Origin of the sequence: Bacillus sp. R45 (assembly GCF_021729365.1) — a bacterium.
In the GTDB taxonomy this organism is placed as follows: Bacteria; Bacillota; Bacilli; order Bacillales; family Bacillaceae; genus Bacillus; species Bacillus velezensis.
Genome location: NZ_CP091421.1, coordinates 1,109,159 through 1,124,957, shown reverse-complemented (window position 1 = coordinate 1,124,957; position 15,799 = coordinate 1,109,159). Strand labels below are relative to the sequence as shown.

The following is a 15,799-nucleotide window of genomic DNA, read 5'->3' as shown; positions in this document are numbered from 1 at the left end:
ACGCGGTTCTTTTGTTATGATATTCTTTGTCTATCAAATGGATGAACACCTTTTAATGGGAGGACCCCTTTTTGAAATGCGCCCGACTGAATAACCGAACGATACATTTACATACATATTCTAGAGAACATTACCAATTCCTTTTTGAAGAAGCTCAGAAAGGAAATATTTTTTGCGCACATTGTGACCAGCCTGTCTTGATGCGGCTTTCGATTTTAGAGCAGCCGGCATTTTATCACCGGCAAAAGGGAGACTTCACCGCCTGTGAAAAAGCATGCGCCGCCGAGGAACCACAAGCGGAGAAAGAAAAAGAAGAGTATAAGGAGGCAGGCATGTTCCGCCTGCCGAAAGGAAAAGCGATTTCAGAGAATCCGAAACCGATCGTCTCAGAATGGAAAAGCCCGAAAAAAGTGCCTGCGGCCGAACCGTTTTCACCAACATCCGAGGCAGCTGATACATCTTTGTTCCCCGGCATCGGCCTGAACCGCGAACAGATGCGGGCAGTCACGGAAACGGACGGCCCCCTGCTGGTGCTTGCCGGAGCGGGAAGCGGAAAAACAAGGGTGCTGACAGCCCGCGCCGCCCATATGATTGAACACCTCGGCATTTCACCTGAGAATATGCTGCTTGTGACCTTTACGACAAAAGCCGTCGCCGAAATGAAAGAGCGGATGGCGAATGAGTACGGGCTGGCAGCCGGAAAAGTCTCCCGTCTCGTGACCGGAACATTCCACAGTTTTTTCTATAAAATACTCTATCATTATGATTCTTCAAAATGGAACGGCAGCCAGCTTTTAAAAATGGAGTGGCAAAAAGAGCAATATGTGAAAAAGGCGCTCTATGAAGAAAATTTGGATGAAAAAGAGTTTCCCGTCGACCAGGCGCTGCAGCTTATCGGCTGCTGGAAAAACACGTATCTCCCCCATGAGACCATTCCGCTTGCGGACGACTGGGAGAAAAAAGTGTACCGGCTCTACGAACATTACGAACGGCAGAAGCGGGAAAAACGGCAATTTGATTTTGATGACATGGCCCAAGGCTGTTATGAACTGTTTCAAAGCCGGCCTGATATTCTCGCGCAGTACCAAAACAGATTTTCTCATATTTTGATTGATGAGTTTCAAGATATTAATCCTGTCCAGTACAACATTATGCAAATGATCGCAAGCCCGGAGAATAACCTGTGCTGCGTGGGTGATGACGACCAATCCATTTATGCGTTCCGCGGCAGCAGCCCGTCTTTCATTCTTGATTTTCAAAAGGATTATCCGGCAGCAAAGACCATTTACTTAACGGCAAATTACCGCTCGCCGCATCCGATCGTCTCAAGCGCTCATGCCGTCGTAAAGAAAAATAAAAAACGGTATGAAAAAACACTTTCTGCCGTCAAAGACGGCGTTCACAATCCTGTGATGTTTTATCCTTACGATGAAGAAGAAGAAGCGACCATGATCGTTTCGGATATGAAAGAGAAAATTCAAAACGGGGCGAGTCCTGATGATTTTGCCGTGCTTTACCGGACAAACAGCGCCGGACGGGCCATTTATGAAAGACTGCACCAATCATCGATTCCTTATCATGCCGACCGTGGCGTGCAGACGTTCTACAGCCGCAGAATCGTACGCCAGATCCTCGCCTACTTATATGCGAGTCAGAATGAAGATGATACGGATGCGGTGAAAGATCTGCTGCCCGCCTTATTTTTAAAGCAATCCGCCCTGCAAACGTTAAAGGCGCTGTCAATCACGGAAGATTGCACGATGATTAAGGCACTGACGAAACTGCCTGACCTGAAGCCTTTTCAAATAGGAAAGATCAAGCAGATCGTTCCGTTTTTCGCAAGCATCCGGACAATGAAGCCCGTTGAAGCCATCACCTTTGCAGAAAGCAAAATGGGTTTTTCCGAGTATTTAAAAAAACGGGGCAATGAGGGAAACAAACTGGAAAAAGGCTCTGATGATCTCAGGGATGTCAAAGTGGCCGCCAAAAAATTCAAAACCATTCCCGATTTTCTTGCGCATGTCGATCATATGCGCGCCGCTGAGAATCAGAAAACCGATGAAAACGGCGTCGAACTGCTGACCATTCACCGCTCTAAAGGTCTTGAATTCAATACAGTCTATATTTTAGGCGCGGCTGACGGCTCGATCCCCCATGACTTCGCGCTTGAGACGGCGAGACAGGGCGATCCCGCTCCGCTCGAAGAAGAAAGACGGCTCCTGTATGTCGCCATGACAAGGGCCATGCAGCATTTATATGTATCTTGTCCCGCGTACAGGCGGGGAAAAACAGCGCGCAGCTCAAGATTTCTCGAGCCCCTTCTTCGGACGGACAGACGGAGCGCACTCAGGATATAAAGAACCCGGCAGATCACTGCCGGGTTCTTCTCACATAAAAAGGCCTTTTTAGCAAGGCCGGCTGACGCCTATTTATTGTTCAACATTTTAGAAATGGTGCCAAAATCAAGTTTCTCTTTACCGCTTGTAATCGATTGAACGATTTTGTCTTCCAATTCTTTCGGAACACGCTTGTTAGCCAGCTGGGACACCTTCTGAATGACGCCTCTCACCGTGTTTTCATCTTTGAAATTGGCATTTTGCAATGATCCTGCAAGGTTCATGACATCCTTCATGCTGACGCCTGTTTTCTTCTCAATATTTTTAAAAAATTGATTATCCATGGTGTGCCTCCTTTTGTGGAGTAATACGATATTGTATGAATAAAGGGCGGAACGTGTGCCCGTAAGACAAGGAAAAAATTCCGCATCTCCTTCTCTATCCTTCATACATTAGGGAAGCACGGGACTGAACGGTCCCGCGCTTATCCAAAGTCTTATTAAGGTTTAGCCAAAAAAGGATGCACCGACAATGATCAGAAGGATGAACAATACGACAACAAGAACAAATGTTGAGCCGTATCCGCCTCCGACATAGCCGCCTCCGTATCCGCAGCCGCCGCCGCAGCCGTAACCGCCGTAGCCGCCGCCGAATCCGCCATATCCGAATCCCATATTTAAGCACCTCCTTTACTCTCTATACTCTATGTGAGCCGACTTGTTTGGCTTGGATAAATGCATAGGGCCGGTGCGGATTTCATTTCATTTTATTGAGAATGCTCATTTTTCTTCAGTTTCGCTTCTGTTTCGGCGGCAAACACATCTATCCATTCCTCAAAGCGCGATCCCGCTTCATCAAACTCAGACAGCTGTTTTTCAATAGATAAGATATAGTTGTCATGCTCCCGCTGATTTTGATTGTGCCGGCGGTATTTACCGTTTATGAATGATTCAAATATATTCATAACATCCCCTCCTCCTATGATCTATGCCGGGCAGAGGCCGGCGTTCGGCAAAAAACAAAAAAACCGGAAGCTCCGGTTTTTTTTGAAAACGGCTATTTCGGTTTTTTCTTTTGGCCGCAGCCGCAGCCTTTTTTCTTAATTTTTTTTTCGTAAGGCTGATGCACAGTTGATTTGTATGGAGAGTGTTGGGAAGGTTTGCTTGATTGATTCATGGTGATCCTTCCTTTCCTTATGTCATATATGCCAGTTTATGCCGAAAGTGACGGTAAGTTGCTGGTGGAACCGCCTTATTCCTGCAGAAGACGAGAAACCGCAGCTTCAATGATCCCGGCCGCGCCGGCTATGGCTAACAGCAAAATCAGCCATTGCGCAGCCTCGGGGATCACAATCTGCGCCGCAATTAAAAAGGCGGCGCACCATACGCCCGTACACCAATAGCAGCTGAGAAGTTCACCGATAAATGCCCTGATGCCTTTTCCTTTTATGACAATGTAGGTTTCTGTCGTGCCGTCGGGTGCGGTTTCTGTTTTTTCCTCGTGAAAAAGGCTCCGAAGCGGCGCCATAATGGTGTCAAATACGAAAAGCCTGGCCAGCCGGAAAACGGCAAACGATAACAGAATAAATGAAAGCCAATTGATAACCACCTGTTCACTCCTTTTCAAAACTTGACCTCTTTATACATATGCGAAAACCCTGATCTTCATGAATCGCACCTTGTCCGGTAAAAAAATAGGTGCGGTTTAGTTGTTTTTCTTATTCCGCTCGGCGTTTCATTTGCATTATATAGAGTATGAATGAGAAAGGAGTGAAGGTTATGTCGTTTGAAGAAAAAGTCGAAACACTGCAACCGCAAATATACGAACAATTATCCAACGAATTCGAGCAGACGATCGAAGTGATTGATTGCGAAAATGTCACAATAGATACAACACATATAACGGCCGCTCTTTCTATACAAGCCTCAGTTACTACGGCGATTATCCTCGCGACACAGCTCGCGATCGCAGATGAAGACACAGCCGACCAAATCGCAACCGAACTGCTGATCCTGGATGATTGCCAAATAAAAAAGAGGACCGTCATTCAAGTCCTGAACAGCCGCAATATTAAAATCACACTGACAGCAGACGATATCATGGCCTTTGTACAAATTTTGTTTCAATTATTAAATATACTTTTTGCTGAACTAGACATCCTTTAACCTTTCTTTTCAAATATTTAAATAGAGGTGAGAACAAATGGCAGATAACGAAAAATTAAAAAAAGAACTCGAAAATCTACCAGAAGTGGATCCGCTTTTAAAGGTGCTTGTCAGCAATGTCTTCAAAAAACACGGCGTGACAAAGGATAAAATGCGGGAAATCCCTGATGAAGAAAAAGAAATGCTGATCGCATTAGTCAAAGACATGCAGGCGAAAACAGAAGCTTTTCTTGAAAGCCAGAAACAGAAAAAAGAGCAGGAAAAAGCGCAAGAACAGCAGACAAATCCGCAAACCCGCAGAGAACAATTAATCGAACAGCTCCGGCAAAGACGCCAAAATCCCGGTCAATAACTAAAAAATAGTGATTTTTATCAGGATAGATGCCTGAGTCAAAATAAGGGGCCGGCTCATTTAATAATAGTAAAAGAAAAGGAGGAATAGATATGGAAAGCAGACCATACTCTTGGGTTGCACTTGATCCTGAATGCGAACATCCGCGAGAAGAAAAAGAAGAAAAAGAAGGAAGAAGATGCAGTGTTTGCTGTAACGGACATGGATTTGGCGAAGATAATGCCTTCCTTGACCAAGACCTGGCTCAGGCGAATATCAACAAACAAGTTTCTGAAGAAGCGATTATTATCAGAGACTCTTGTGATATTAACGTAACGTCAACAGACGTTCAAGCAGTCGCTTCAGTCATGACAGCGATTAATGCAGCAGTCGTAACGGCCACTCTCACTTCAATTGCTGACGGAGTCATCGCTGAATTGGTCGCACAAGACTTATTGCAGCTAACAGCTAACAAACAAATCAACCGTCAAAAATTGCTCATCGAAAACTCCCGCGGCGTAAACGTGACAACAGTAGATGCCGATATCGCAGTGTTGATCTCAACAGCGACAAATTTACTGATTGCCGTCTTAGTCATCACCCTTGTCCTCTAAAAAGAAAAAGCAGAGCTAAAAATGCTCTGCTTTTTCTTATTTTCTCCGCATATGATGAATATATAGACGTTCACCCACACCAAGTGAGGCTCGCGTACATATGTTGTTAAAGACAAAAGTCAAATACCCTAAAAGAAGGAGCTGAAATCCATGAGCTGCGGAAAACACCATGGCCGAGATGAAAGTTGTGTATGCGATGCAGTCGAGAAGATTTTAGCAGAACAAGAGGCTGTTGAAGAACAATGCCCGACTGGATGCTATACCAATCTGTTAAGCCCGACGGTTACCGGTAAAGATACCATCCCGTTTCTCTTGTTTGATAAAAAAGGCGGTTTGTTCTCCACATTCGGGAACGTCGGAGGATTTGCGGATGACAGCCAGTGCTTCGAGTCTATTTTCTTCCGGGCAGAAAGAGTTTGTGATTGCTGCGCAACGCTTTCAGTATTGCGCCCCGTAGATGTGCACGGCGACACCCTCAGCGTCTGCCATCCTTGTGACCCGGATTTCTTCGGTTTAGAAAAAACAGATTTTTGCATTGAAGTTGATCTGAGCTGCTTCAGCGCCATTCAATGCCTTTCACCGGAGCTTGTTGACCGGCCTGAGCCGCACAAAGAGAAAAAGCATCACGGATAGTCATTGATTCGCATCTTTCCTAAAGAAGAATCCCCTTCCAACCTTCTATTACAGATGCAATCATCAGCCCGCCCGGACTTCCGGGCGGCTGACTCTCCGATATCGTTTAATCCGGTATATAAAACGTGAAGTCAGGAGGGATATTATGAGCAAGCATACAACATACTGTGTGCGTGAAGCGGTAGAAAATATTGAAGACCTTCAAAATGCGGTCGAGGAAGATTGCCCGGCCGGATGCTATTCCAACCTTTTATCGCCGGGTTTTTCATTAGGCGATACAGTGCCGTTTGTACTTTTCACTTCTAAATCATCACCGTTTACCGCATTCGGAAATGTCGGCGAGCTGGATAACGGTCCGTGTTTTAACACCGTTTTTTTCAGAGTTGAAAGGGTCTGTGACGGCTGTGCCACATTAAGCCTGCTTATTGCTTTTGACGAGCATAAGCACATTCTTGATTTTACAGATAAAGACTCTCTCTGCGATGTATTCCGTTTAGAAAAAACGAACTATTGCGTTGAAGTCGATCTCCATAGCTTCTGCGCCATCAATTGCCTGAACCCGAGACTGATCAACCGCACACATTCTTAAATCAAAAAGCATAAAAATAAGCTGCCGGATTAAAGAATTCAGGCAGCTTTTTGTATGGTTAAAATCCAAGCGGATGCAGCGAGGTAATATCGTCTATTGCGAGTTCTGCCGGCGCTCCGTTGCTTGTCGTCCGCAGGAAGATCGCATTATTTTTTCTTCCGACGATTACGCCTCTGTAGGTTTTCCCGTTAGCTTCTATCAGACAAAGGGTCCGCGGCATATTATGCGGCAGCTTCGTTAAGAAATCAATTTTTTCAAGAATAGACATTCTGCTCATCGGCTTTTTCACGCGCTTTGGCGGGATCTTTTCCTCTGGGGCGGCATTGTGAACCGCTTCAGGCTCTTTTTCAGCGGCTTCAGGCTCTTTTTTAGCGGCTTCAGGCTTGGCAGTGTCCTGCTCCGCTTGCGCCGGAACTTCTTGAACGGCTTCTTCTGAGCGGCTGTGCTGTTCAGGTACTTGCTTTTCTGGTTCGACAGCCACTGCTCCTTCAGGCTGAGTTTTACATTCTTCCTCCCGCTTTCCATGCATCGGCTCTTCTTCCGGCGGCTGCGGCGCTTTCCTTTTTTTGATTAATATGTCCTGCATTGATGATTGCGTGTCTGAATAATCCGCCTGAACAATATACATGAGCGGTTTTTTTTCCGCGTTTCTGTTTTGTTTTGACATCTTCATCCCTCCGATTCTGTCATGTTTTATTTATATGACGGAATGATTAAAATCAGAAGAAAGAAAAAAGCAATCCCTGAAAGGGACTGCTTGTTATTTAACGTGCGGTAATATGGAATCCTGAATCCACATGAAGATTTTCGCCCGTGATGCCTCTTGACAGGTCACTGAACAAGAATGCAGCCGTGTCGCCCACTTCTTCAGGTGTTGTCGTGCGGCGCAGCGGCGCGCGCTCTTCAATTTCTTTCAGGATAGAGTTGAAATCACTGATTCCTTTTGCAGACAGCGTACGGATCGGCCCTGCTGAAATGCTGTTGACGCGGATGTTTTCTTTTCCTAAGTCAGCGGCTAAATATCTCACGCTCGCATCAAGAGACGCTTTTGCCACACCCATTACGTTATAGTTTGAAACGACGCGCTCTCCGCCGAGGTAAGTGAGTGTAACGATGCTTCCGCCTTCAGTCATAATCGGGCGCGCCGCTTTTGCGACCGCTGTCAGAGAGTAAGAACTGATGTTATGCGCAAGCAGGAATCCTTCGCGGTTCGTATTTAAATATTCGCCGACAAGCTCTTCTTTGTTTGCGAACGCGATGCAGTGCGCGATGCCGTGAATCACGCCGACCTGCTCTTTAATGCTTGCAAAGCAAGTTTCGATCTCAGCGTCATTTGTCACATCACACGGAAGGATGATGGAATCATTTCTTTCTAATGTAGCCGCAAGGTCATGAACTGATTTTTCCAAGCGCTCTCCCGCGTAAGTGAAAATGAGGCGCGCTCCGGCTTCATGCAGCGAACGGGCGATTCCCCATGCGATACTGCGTTTATTGGCAACGCCCATCACAACGATGTTGCGGCCTTCAAGTGAGAAATTCATATGTATAAAGCCTCCTGTAATCGTCTTAAAGACATAGTTTTAGTACCTGATCTTAATTTTTATCATATCATAACCTTGTCCAGATTGAAAGCATGGGAAAAAGACCGCGGATGTTGAAGCGGTCTCTTTTTTATCTCGTCTGCAGACTGTTCCTTTTAAAGGCAAAATGATTGGTCGGGCCGTGTCCCGCTCCGATGCCGAGTGTATGTTCCACGGCTTCCCGCACAAAATTGACAGCTGTCTCAAACGCGGTCTGAATGTTTTTCCCCTTTGCCGTTTCTGCCGTCAGCGCGGCTGCGAACGTGCAGCCTGTTCCGTGGGTGTGTTTCGTGTCAATATAAGCGTGGCTGATTTGGGTAAAAGACGAACCGTCAAATAATAAATCAACGATTCTCCCCTGTTCAGGCTGATGTCCGCCTTTTATGATGACATGCTTTGCCCCAAGCTTGCAAAGGCGTTCGGCCGCTTTTTTCCGGTCCTCAAACGTGCGGATTTCCATCCCCGTCAATACCTCAGCTTCCGGAACATTCGGCGTCACCGCATAGCTGCGCGGAATTAACAGCTCTTTTAACGCGGCCTGAGATTCCTCACGCAGCAGGGAAGCGCCTCCTTTGGCAATCATGACGGGATCGGTGATGAGATGATCAAGCCCGTACTGATCCGTTTTTTCCGCAATTTCCGCAATCATTTCCGCGCTCCACAGCATTCCTGTTTTTACAGCATCAGGCCGCAAATCTTCCGCCACCGCGTCAATCTGGCTGCCCAGCGCCTCCCGGGTGAGCGGATAAATGCCGTGAACGCCTAACGTGTTCTGGGCGGTTACCGCTGTCAGGGCTGACATCCCGAAAACGCCGAGCTCCTGAAAGGTTTTGAGATCCGCCTGTATACCGGCGCCGCCTCCTGAGTCTGATCCGGCAATCGTCAATGCTTTGCATATGCTCATGATGTTTTTCGCTCCTTTCACATTATCCGATCCATTTATGATAAAAAGATTTCGCTCTGCTGATATCACTTGTGCCGTGTATTAATGCTCTGCCGTCACGAAACAGTACCATCTTGAAATTGTCTGTGCAAAACGAAATTAAATACGGGTTGGCTGAAACATCAAGCCCTGCCCGTCTGAGCTGCCCCGCAAGATTTTGCAGATCAAACTGTTCGGAAATCCCGGTTCTGATCTGCACCGTGTTCCGCCCGCACAGAACCGCCGCTTTTGTCTGATTTTCATAGGATAAAAACGGAAAATCGTTTGTGCCGCAGCTTGGGCAATCAGCCGACTTAAGACGGGCGACGTTTATTTCTGACCGTTCATTTTTCCATAAATCAAAGGAACGGAGAACATGCTCGATAGATCCGCCCGTTAACAGCTTCAGCGCATCTGCTGCCTGAAAAACGGCCGTCTGCAATACAGCCGGGCTGATGATTCCCGCCGTATCGCATGTCATACCGCCTAAAGGCAATGTCTCAAGCAGACAGTGAAGGCACGGCGTGACACCGGGAATGACGGTAAAAGAGAGCCCGTAGCTGCCGACACAGGCGCCGTACAGAAAGGGAATCCCTTTCTGCACAGCCGCATCATTCACAATCAGCCTCGTTTCAAAGTTGTCGGCGGCATCCACGATGAGGGAGGCATCACGAATCAATCCGGGTGCGTTTTCCGCAGTGACATCCATGACAAATCCCTCGACCTCTACATCGCTATTTATAGACCGAAGCCGTTTTTCAGCCGCCGCGGCTTTCGGCATTTCCTGTCTGACATCGTCTTCGGTATAAAGCTGCTGGCGCTGGAGATTACTCCACTCCACATAATCTCTGTCAGCGATCGTTACCTTCCCGACCCCTGCTCTGACAAGCATCTCCGCACTTGCCGTCCCAAGCGCACCTGCGCCGATAATCACGGCATGAGACGACCGGAGCTTCTCTTGGCCGGTGGGACCGATCGGCTGAAACAGCTCCTGTCTGGAATATCTGTCCGTCATACCGGAAGACCGTCTCGCGGACTGCTTGCAGTTCCGTAATCTTTCACCGGAATTCTCCCGGCTTCATAAGAAAGACGGCCAGCTTCTACGGCAAGCTTCATCGCCCTGGCCATTTTGACCGGATCATCTGCGCCTGACACAGCGGTATTTAACAGCACGCCGTCAGCCCCGAGCTCCATCGCGTAGGCGGCGTCTTTTGAAGATCCGACGCCGGCATCGACAATGACCGGCACCTTCGCCTGTTCAATGATAAAGGAAAGATTCAGCGGATTTAAAATTCCCTGACCGGAACCGATCGGCGAAGCGCCCGGCATAATGGCATGCACTCCGAGCTCCTCAAGACGTCTTGCGAGCACGACATCGTCCGACGTATACGGAAGCACGATAAATCCCTCTTCGAGCAGCTGTTCTGATGCTTTCAGCGTTTCAACCGGATCAGGCAAAAGTGACCGGCTGCATCCGATGACTTCTACTTTTATCATGTCACAAAGCCCTGAAGCTTTGGCAAGCCTTGCGATTCGGACCGCCTCTTCAGCCGTTGCGGCGCCGGCCGTATTCGGCAGAAGCGTGTATTTAGACAAATCAAGCTGTTCGAGAAAGTTAGGCTGAGACTCTTCAAAGATGTTCATCCGCCGCACCGCAAAGGTTAAAATATCTGATTCCGAGACGGCCACCGCCTCTTTCTGAATCTCAAAACTCGGATATTTTCCCGTTCCTAACAGCAATCTTGACCGAAACTGTTTTCCGCCTATTGTTAACATCCTCATCCGCCTCCTACAAAATGGACAATTTCTATGACATCGCGGTCACACAAACTTGTATTTTCATAATTCTTTTTTTCAATGATTTCTTTATTTCTCTCCACAACTACGATTCTTTGGTCAAGCTGGTACGATTCAAGCAAATCCTGAACCGTCCCCTCTTTTCGATTCCAATCAATTTGTTTTCCGTTCAGCTGAAGGATCATATATGAACAGCCTCCTTGCGATCGATTCGAAACGCTTCTTCCCATTCCTGTTTAATCTGTCTTTCCATGATCATATCCCGCACCATTTCAGCCGTTGCCGGCGCCAACAGGATGCCGTTCCGAAAATGGCCGGCGGCGAAGATGATGCCGCTGTCTTCAGGGTGTTGCCCGATAAACGGCTTGCCGTCTCTTGTTCCCGGCCTGAGCCCCGCCCAAAACCGGTCTATTTTCATATGTTCGATGGCGGGAAGCATGGTTTTCGCTTTTGCAATGACGGCCTCAATTCCTCCGATGTCAGGCGTATCGCTCCAGTCGCCCTGTTTCATCGTGGCGCCGATGACAAGCCGGCCGCTTTTTCTCGGGACGACATAACAATGATCATGGTAAAGGGTTTTGGTCAGCGGGGTATCGTCATTCCACACGGAAAGGCATTCTCCTTTCACAGGAAAAAAAGGCTGTCCCAAGCCGAGCCGGCTGAAAAACCGGCCGCTCCATACACCGCTTGCAACTGCGACTTTGTCAGCATAAACATCCCCGCCGGACGTTGTGATGCAATATTCTCCGTTCACCCGTTTTACGGAGGTGACTTGTGTGTGCTCACATATGTCAGCGCCATAGCGCCGCGCTCCTTTTGCATACGCTTTGCAAACATAGTACGGTTCGACATGGACATCGTCTTTTATAAGACTTGCGCCGAGAATGTCTTTTGAAGCGTAAGGCTCTTTTTCAAGGGCATCTTCCGCTGAAAGCCAAGTGACGGAAGGCAGATCATCCATCTTCCGTAAACGGGCGATATCTTCTTCGGTATACGCCAGTTTAAGCATTCCGCCGTTATGGCGCCTGATGTCAATGCCGCTAGCTTCCTCAAGCTCTTGCCCCGCCGCTTCATACAGCCTTTGACTGTGCATGGCAAAATTAAAAAACGCATCCCGGTTTTCACATTCCGCATGAGCGCCCAGCATTCCCGCGGCAGCGCTTGTCGTTTTTCGGCCGACTTCTCCGGCTTCAAACAAGACAACGTTCTGCTGCGTCTTCGCCAGCTCATAAGAAATGGCGCACCCGATAATTCCGCCGCCGATCACCGCCGTATCATAGTGCTTCTTCATAATCGGCCTCCCTTACCGCGCGTGCATACCGTTTTGCCGCCTCCTCGGGATTTTCAGCTGAGAAAATGCCTGACATGACGGCAATTCCGTCCGGCTTCGCCTGCTTTGTGTGTCCGATCGTCTGCAGTGTCATTCCGCCGATTGCGATAACGGGGATGGAAAGCGTGCGTTTGATCTCTGAAAGCAGGCTGATGCCTCTTGCTTCAAGTCCTTGTTTACATTCGGTTTCAAATATATGGCCGAACACCACATAATCCGCATCTTCCTTTTCAGCTTGGATGGCTTCTTCCAGCGAATGAACCGAACGTCCGATATGAAGATGGGGAAATCTGCTTCGCACCTGCTTTACGGAAAAGCTGCGGGACGGAAGCTGAACACGGTGTATGTTGGCAAAAAGCGCGATATCCGCCCTGTCATTGATGATCAATTTGTCCTTATCCGCACCGCCCTTTTTCAAAAGGGACAAAAGTTGCATGATCTCTCCCGCTGTTTTATCCCGCTCACGGATATGGATAAAGCTCACTTCGCGCTGAATCGATAGAATATCCTCGGCCAGCTCGGCAACGGGTTTGCGATTATCAGTTACCGCGTGCAGCTCCAAAGGATTCCACCTCTTTTCCGTCCTTCTCGGACCAGCCTTCTTTTTGATAAGCCATTCCCCAAAATTGATATTCATAATAGCTTGAAATCACAAAATTCTCTTTCATTTTCGCGCGGATTTCCTCTGTGCTGTTTTCAGCAATCTCGTCAAAACGGCTGATCTGTTCTTCGACCTGCTGTCTGAACCAGTCTCCGCCGTATGTACCGATCCATTTTTCATAAATCGGATGCTCCGGTTTGCACTCTTTTAGGTGTTCGCCGACTTCATAATAAAGCCAATAACAAGGCAGAAGCGCAGCTAATATTTCTCCAAAATTGCCGCTCATCACCGATCTGTACATATGTGACGTATAAGAATAGGCGGTCGGTGCCGGTTTAAATGCCGCACGCTCTTCTTCCGTAATTCCTAAAAGCTCCGTAAACTCGCGGTGCAGCGCCATTTCCGCTTCATATGTCCCTTGAGCGTGGCCCGCCATCCTGCCCGTCGTAAACAAGTCTTCGGCATATGCGGCGCCGAACGCCTGAACTTTTGCAAAATGCGTCAAATAGTAGGAATCTTGCAGCACGTAATAGCTGAAACGGTCTATCGGCAGGCTTCCGTCACCGATTCCCGTTACAAACGGATGAACAAAACTTCCGTCCCACCATTCGGTTGCCGCCTGTCTGCATTCTTCAGAAAATGTCATCATGTCTTCCCCCCTGATAAAATAAAAAAACCACTTTCCCGCATCGGAAAAGTGGTTTGGAATTTAAATGGATAAAAGGAACTCCAAAAAAATACCGCTCCACTTCCCTACGCAGGTCTGAACCTGTTCAAGTTATGAGGGTCTAAAAGTCTCACTTTTATCTCAGCCCTTATGAAGGACACCCCTAGTGGTCATACGATTAATGATTTATTTGTTATGCCTTCTATATTATCACGAATTGCAATTTGGTCAAGCTTCAAGGATTTTTCTCAGTTCTGACACGTAGTTGCGCGAGCCTGTGACGATGAGACGGTCTCCTGTTTTCAGCCGTGTGTCTCCGTGCGGAACGATGCTGTCCACACCTCTGAAAATCCGGACGAAAATCACATCGCCCATCAGCGGAAATTCCCGCAGAATGATGCCGTTATACGCCGGGTTTTCCAGATTGATCTGATATAACGAAGACTCCTCATTCGTCAGGAGGCTCATCACGCCCGGCGCCTCAATTAACGCGCGCAGCAGCGTTTTTGTAGACAGAAGGATAGAAAAAATACTGATGCCCTCTTCTTTCAGTTTTGTTTCATGCTCAACCGAGCCGACGCTTGCGATGATACGCTCAGTCCCTTTCTCTTTCGCTAGTAAGGCGATTTCAGCGTTCACATCTTCATTTCCCGTCGCCACGACAAGAATATCCGTTTTGAAAATACCGTGCGACTCAAGCGTGCCGGGCTCGTAATCAGAAATCGTGTCAACCGAAAAAACGGATTCCGCAAGCGTTTCCCCGGCATTTTCCTGATACACATGGACGACCCGTACTTCATATTCCTCCTCAGGCAATTCCAGCGTAACCGGGAGCGTCATTTGGTTGGCGCCGATAAATGTAATGCGCTTTTTTTCCTGCGGCGCGCTTTGCCGTTTGAATAATTTCTTAAAGCCAATCGGCGTGATGATGCTGGCAATAACCGCAACTAAAGTCAGCGCGCCGGACATATTGGCGCTGATAATGTGGAGCCTTTCTCCGATCGTAGCCGCCGCGATAACAAGCGACAGCGTGGACGTCAGCAAAAAGCCCGAAGCAAACACGGTTCTTTTGTCGTACCATTTCTTTAAATAAAACACCGGGAACATTTTACTGATAAACAGCGCAAGCAGAAGCAGCGGAATCATCGTTAATGTTTTCGGATCTTGGAAAAGCGTCCAAATATCCAATTTCACCCCGACCATGACGAAAAAGATCGGAATTAAAAACCCGTAGCCGAAGGAATCCAGCTGTTCCACCATTTCTTTATTCGGAGACAGAAGCGATACCAGAACGCCTGCCAAAAACGCGCCGAGAATATTTTCCGCCCCGAGAGATTCCGATAAAGCGACAAGCACGATAATCAGTGTGAAAATGGCTCTCGTGCCGATCTGCACAGTGCCTTTAGACATCGACTGCACAAATGAACGGTGTTTAAAGATCCTGCCGAAGAAATACAGCACGACCCCCGCGGCAAAGAGAATCAACAGAAGCCACATATTTCCGCTGTCTTCTCCGTAAAGAGAAGAGAAGAAAGCGAGCAGAATCATTGTAGCCAAGTCTGCGATAACGGCGACAAGCAGGATGATCTGGCCGATATTGGAGGTCATGATCCGTTCTTCCTTTAAAGTCGGGACCACCACACCGAGTGATATTGTTGAAATAATAAGCGTCATTAAAAATGCGTTTTGAATAAAACCGGCTAATACAAAGGCATAGGACAGCAGCAATGATAAAATAAAGATGCCGAAAAAGATAATCAGCGCGGCAGAAAACGTGTTGGGCGCTTCCTTGCCGTTCGGAAGGAATTGTTTTTTCTTCCCTTTCTCAAATGAAGAAAAATCAATTTCCAAGCCGCTTAAAAACATTAAAAAGATAAAGCCGAGAACAGACAGCGTCTCCAGCCACGTGTCTCCCTGAACGACAAGATTCAGGCCGCTTTTTCCGATAATAAGCCCCATGATGATCTCCGCGACGACGACGGGGATGCTGAGCTTAAACCGATGTAAAAGGAGCGGCGTCAAAAAAGCGACGATCAGAACGACGACTAAAGATGCGACTGATGTGTGTTCCATTTGTAAATACCTCCTTAAAACAAGGGTTATAAAAGCCCGCTTTAAGCGGACGAAACCTTACTTTTTTTAAAAACATAACGCATATTCTAACAAGGCTGAACGCGAAAAAAAAGTGATAAGGCTTTATTTCTTCAATTCTTTTTTTAATTTGTACCAAAACA

Annotated in this window: 20 protein-coding genes and 1 riboswitch; of the genes, 6 read left to right on the top strand and 14 right to left on the bottom strand. The window is 47.5% G+C overall.

Going from position 1 to position 15,799, the window contains the following annotated elements; translation table 11 throughout:
* Window positions 1-71 precede the first annotated feature (71 nt).
* A complete protein-coding gene (locus tag L3V45_RS05830) occupies window positions 72-2,357 on the top strand; it encodes an ATP-dependent helicase (RefSeq protein WP_015388439.1) in 2,286 nt (761 codons plus the stop codon).
* A 68-nt stretch (window positions 2,358-2,425) separates the two neighbouring features.
* Here the strand turns inward: L3V45_RS05830 and L3V45_RS05825 are convergent, their stop codons facing one another.
* From L3V45_RS05825 to L3V45_RS05810, 4 genes are all read right to left on the bottom strand, one after another.
* Entirely contained in the window at window positions 2,426-2,680 is a 255-nt protein-coding gene (locus L3V45_RS05825; RefSeq protein WP_003154986.1) for a sporulation-specific transcription regulator SpoVIF, read from the bottom strand.
* Window positions 2,681-2,842: 162 nt separating this feature from the next.
* Window positions 2,843-3,010, bottom strand: a complete 168-nt coding sequence (locus tag L3V45_RS19635) for a YjcZ family sporulation protein (RefSeq protein WP_003154988.1) — start codon at window positions 3,008-3,010, stop codon at window positions 2,843-2,845.
* A gap of 92 nt (window positions 3,011-3,102) precedes the next feature.
* Window positions 3,103-3,300 (bottom strand): hypothetical protein, encoded by a 198-nt coding sequence (locus tag L3V45_RS05815; RefSeq protein ID WP_003154990.1) that lies wholly within the window; start codon window positions 3,298-3,300, stop codon window positions 3,103-3,105.
* A 287-nt stretch (window positions 3,301-3,587) separates the two neighbouring features.
* Complete coding sequence (locus L3V45_RS05810; protein WP_015388440.1) at window positions 3,588-3,944, bottom strand: DUF1360 domain-containing protein; 357 nt, start codon at window positions 3,942-3,944, stop codon at window positions 3,588-3,590.
* 170 nt (window positions 3,945-4,114) lie between these two features.
* Here L3V45_RS05810 and L3V45_RS05805 point away from each other — a divergent pair, with 170 nt between their 5' ends.
* The 5 genes from L3V45_RS05805 (at window position 4,115) to cotZ (ending at window position 6,668) form a co-directional block, all read left to right on the top strand.
* The gene (locus L3V45_RS05805; protein ID WP_003154992.1) at window positions 4,115-4,501 is read left to right on the top strand and encodes a spore coat protein; all 387 of its coding nucleotides are present in this window, start codon (window positions 4,115-4,117) and stop codon (window positions 4,499-4,501) included.
* A gap of 37 nt (window positions 4,502-4,538) precedes the next feature.
* Window positions 4,539-4,853: a hypothetical protein gene (locus tag L3V45_RS05800; RefSeq protein WP_003154993.1), complete on the top strand. Its 315-nt coding sequence runs from the start codon at window positions 4,539-4,541 to the stop codon at window positions 4,851-4,853.
* 92 nt (window positions 4,854-4,945) lie between these two features.
* On the top strand, window positions 4,946-5,446 hold the full coding sequence (locus L3V45_RS05795) for a spore coat protein (protein WP_003154994.1): 501 nt from the start codon (window positions 4,946-4,948) through the stop codon (window positions 5,444-5,446).
* A gap of 150 nt (window positions 5,447-5,596) precedes the next feature.
* Window positions 5,597-6,079 carry a CotY/CotZ family spore coat protein gene (locus L3V45_RS05790; protein ID WP_003154995.1) on the top strand — a complete coding sequence of 161 codons (483 nt, stop codon included), beginning with the start codon at window positions 5,597-5,599 and terminating at the stop codon, window positions 6,077-6,079.
* Window positions 6,080-6,224: 145 nt separating this feature from the next.
* Window positions 6,225-6,668 (top strand): spore coat protein CotZ, encoded by a 444-nt coding sequence (gene cotZ / locus L3V45_RS05785; protein WP_003154997.1) that lies wholly within the window; start codon window positions 6,225-6,227, stop codon window positions 6,666-6,668.
* A 58-nt stretch (window positions 6,669-6,726) separates the two neighbouring features.
* Here the strand turns inward: cotZ and L3V45_RS05780 are convergent, their stop codons facing one another.
* The 10 genes from L3V45_RS05780 to L3V45_RS05735 all read right to left on the bottom strand — a co-directional run bounded on the left by L3V45_RS05780 (window position 6,727) and on the right by L3V45_RS05735 (window position 15,638).
* The gene (locus L3V45_RS05780) at window positions 6,727-7,335 is read right to left on the bottom strand and encodes a CotO family spore coat protein (RefSeq protein WP_043866992.1); all 609 of its coding nucleotides are present in this window, start codon (window positions 7,333-7,335) and stop codon (window positions 6,727-6,729) included.
* Window positions 7,336-7,432: 97 nt separating this feature from the next.
* A complete protein-coding gene (gene fabI / locus L3V45_RS05775; RefSeq protein ID WP_003155001.1) occupies window positions 7,433-8,209 on the bottom strand; it encodes an enoyl-ACP reductase FabI in 777 nt (258 codons plus the stop codon).
* A 130-nt stretch (window positions 8,210-8,339) separates the two neighbouring features.
* Window positions 8,340-9,152: a bifunctional hydroxymethylpyrimidine kinase/phosphomethylpyrimidine kinase gene (gene thiD, locus L3V45_RS05770; protein WP_003155003.1), complete on the bottom strand. Its 813-nt coding sequence runs from the start codon at window positions 9,150-9,152 to the stop codon at window positions 8,340-8,342.
* A gap of 22 nt (window positions 9,153-9,174) precedes the next feature.
* A complete protein-coding gene (gene thiF, locus L3V45_RS05765) occupies window positions 9,175-10,185 on the bottom strand; it encodes a thiazole biosynthesis adenylyltransferase ThiF (protein ID WP_003155005.1) in 1,011 nt (336 codons plus the stop codon).
* Window positions 10,182-10,952, bottom strand: a complete 771-nt coding sequence (gene thiG, locus L3V45_RS05760) for a thiazole synthase (RefSeq protein WP_088005363.1) — start codon at window positions 10,950-10,952, stop codon at window positions 10,182-10,184. Before thiG ends, thiF begins: the two co-directional genes overlap by 4 nt.
* On the bottom strand, window positions 10,949-11,152 hold the full coding sequence (thiS, locus tag L3V45_RS05755) for a sulfur carrier protein ThiS (protein WP_003155008.1): 204 nt from the start codon (window positions 11,150-11,152) through the stop codon (window positions 10,949-10,951). Before thiS ends, thiG begins: the two co-directional genes overlap by 4 nt.
* Window positions 11,149-12,258, bottom strand: a complete 1,110-nt coding sequence (gene thiO / locus L3V45_RS05750; RefSeq protein WP_003155009.1) for a glycine oxidase ThiO — start codon at window positions 12,256-12,258, stop codon at window positions 11,149-11,151. Before thiO ends, thiS begins: the two co-directional genes overlap by 4 nt.
* Window positions 12,242-12,859, bottom strand: coding sequence for a thiazole tautomerase TenI (tenI, locus tag L3V45_RS05745; protein ID WP_003155010.1), 618 nt, complete (start codon window positions 12,857-12,859; stop codon window positions 12,242-12,244). The genes thiO and tenI overlap by 17 nt, the downstream gene beginning before the upstream one ends.
* Window positions 12,837-13,544 carry a thiaminase II gene (gene tenA / locus L3V45_RS05740; RefSeq protein ID WP_182275246.1) on the bottom strand — a complete coding sequence of 236 codons (708 nt, stop codon included), beginning with the start codon at window positions 13,542-13,544 and terminating at the stop codon, window positions 12,837-12,839. Before tenA ends, tenI begins: the two co-directional genes overlap by 23 nt.
* A gap of 87 nt (window positions 13,545-13,631) precedes the next feature.
* Window positions 13,632-13,740: riboswitch (TPP riboswitch) on the bottom strand.
* A gap of 53 nt (window positions 13,741-13,793) precedes the next feature.
* Window positions 13,794-15,638: a monovalent cation:proton antiporter family protein gene (locus L3V45_RS05735; RefSeq protein WP_025851927.1), complete on the bottom strand. Its 1,845-nt coding sequence runs from the start codon at window positions 15,636-15,638 to the stop codon at window positions 13,794-13,796.
* Between the last annotated feature and the right edge of the window lie 161 nt (window positions 15,639-15,799).

Excerpts from the sequence above, each read along its gene's own strand:
- L3V45_RS05825 (WP_003154986.1), bottom strand. The coding sequence starts at position 2,680 with ATGGATAATCAATTTTTTAAAAATATTGAGAAGAAAACAGGCGTCAGC.
- L3V45_RS19635 (WP_003154988.1), bottom strand. The coding sequence starts at position 3,010 with ATGGGATTCGGATATGGCGGATTCGGCGGCGGCTACGGCGGTTACGGC.
- L3V45_RS05815 (WP_003154990.1), bottom strand. The coding sequence starts at position 3,300 with ATGAATATATTTGAATCATTCATAAACGGTAAATACCGCCGGCACAAT.
- L3V45_RS05805 (WP_003154992.1), top strand. The coding sequence starts at position 4,115 with ATGTCGTTTGAAGAAAAAGTCGAAACACTGCAACCGCAAATATACGAA.
- L3V45_RS05800 (WP_003154993.1), top strand. The coding sequence starts at position 4,539 with ATGGCAGATAACGAAAAATTAAAAAAAGAACTCGAAAATCTACCAGAA.
- L3V45_RS05795 (WP_003154994.1), top strand. The coding sequence starts at position 4,946 with ATGGAAAGCAGACCATACTCTTGGGTTGCACTTGATCCTGAATGCGAA.
- L3V45_RS05790 (WP_003154995.1), top strand. The coding sequence starts at position 5,597 with ATGAGCTGCGGAAAACACCATGGCCGAGATGAAAGTTGTGTATGCGAT.
- cotZ (WP_003154997.1), top strand. The coding sequence starts at position 6,225 with ATGAGCAAGCATACAACATACTGTGTGCGTGAAGCGGTAGAAAATATT.
- L3V45_RS05780 (WP_043866992.1), bottom strand. The coding sequence starts at position 7,335 with ATGTCAAAACAAAACAGAAACGCGGAAAAAAAACCGCTCATGTATATT.
- fabI (WP_003155001.1), bottom strand. The coding sequence starts at position 8,209 with ATGAATTTCTCACTTGAAGGCCGCAACATCGTTGTGATGGGCGTTGCC.
- thiD (WP_003155003.1), bottom strand. The coding sequence starts at position 9,152 with ATGAGCATATGCAAAGCATTGACGATTGCCGGATCAGACTCAGGAGGC.
- thiF (WP_003155005.1), bottom strand. The coding sequence starts at position 10,185 with ATGACGGACAGATATTCCAGACAGGAGCTGTTTCAGCCGATCGGTCCC.
- thiG (WP_088005363.1), bottom strand. The coding sequence starts at position 10,952 with ATGAGGATGTTAACAATAGGCGGAAAACAGTTTCGGTCAAGATTGCTG.
- thiS (WP_003155008.1), bottom strand. The coding sequence starts at position 11,152 with ATGATCCTTCAGCTGAACGGAAAACAAATTGATTGGAATCGAAAAGAG.
- thiO (WP_003155009.1), bottom strand. The coding sequence starts at position 12,258 with ATGAAGAAGCACTATGATACGGCGGTGATCGGCGGCGGAATTATCGGG.
- tenA (WP_182275246.1), bottom strand. The coding sequence starts at position 13,544 with ATGACATTTTCTGAAGAATGCAGACAGGCGGCAACCGAATGGTGGGAC.
- L3V45_RS05735 (WP_025851927.1), bottom strand. The coding sequence starts at position 15,638 with ATGGAACACACATCAGTCGCATCTTTAGTCGTCGTTCTGATCGTCGCT.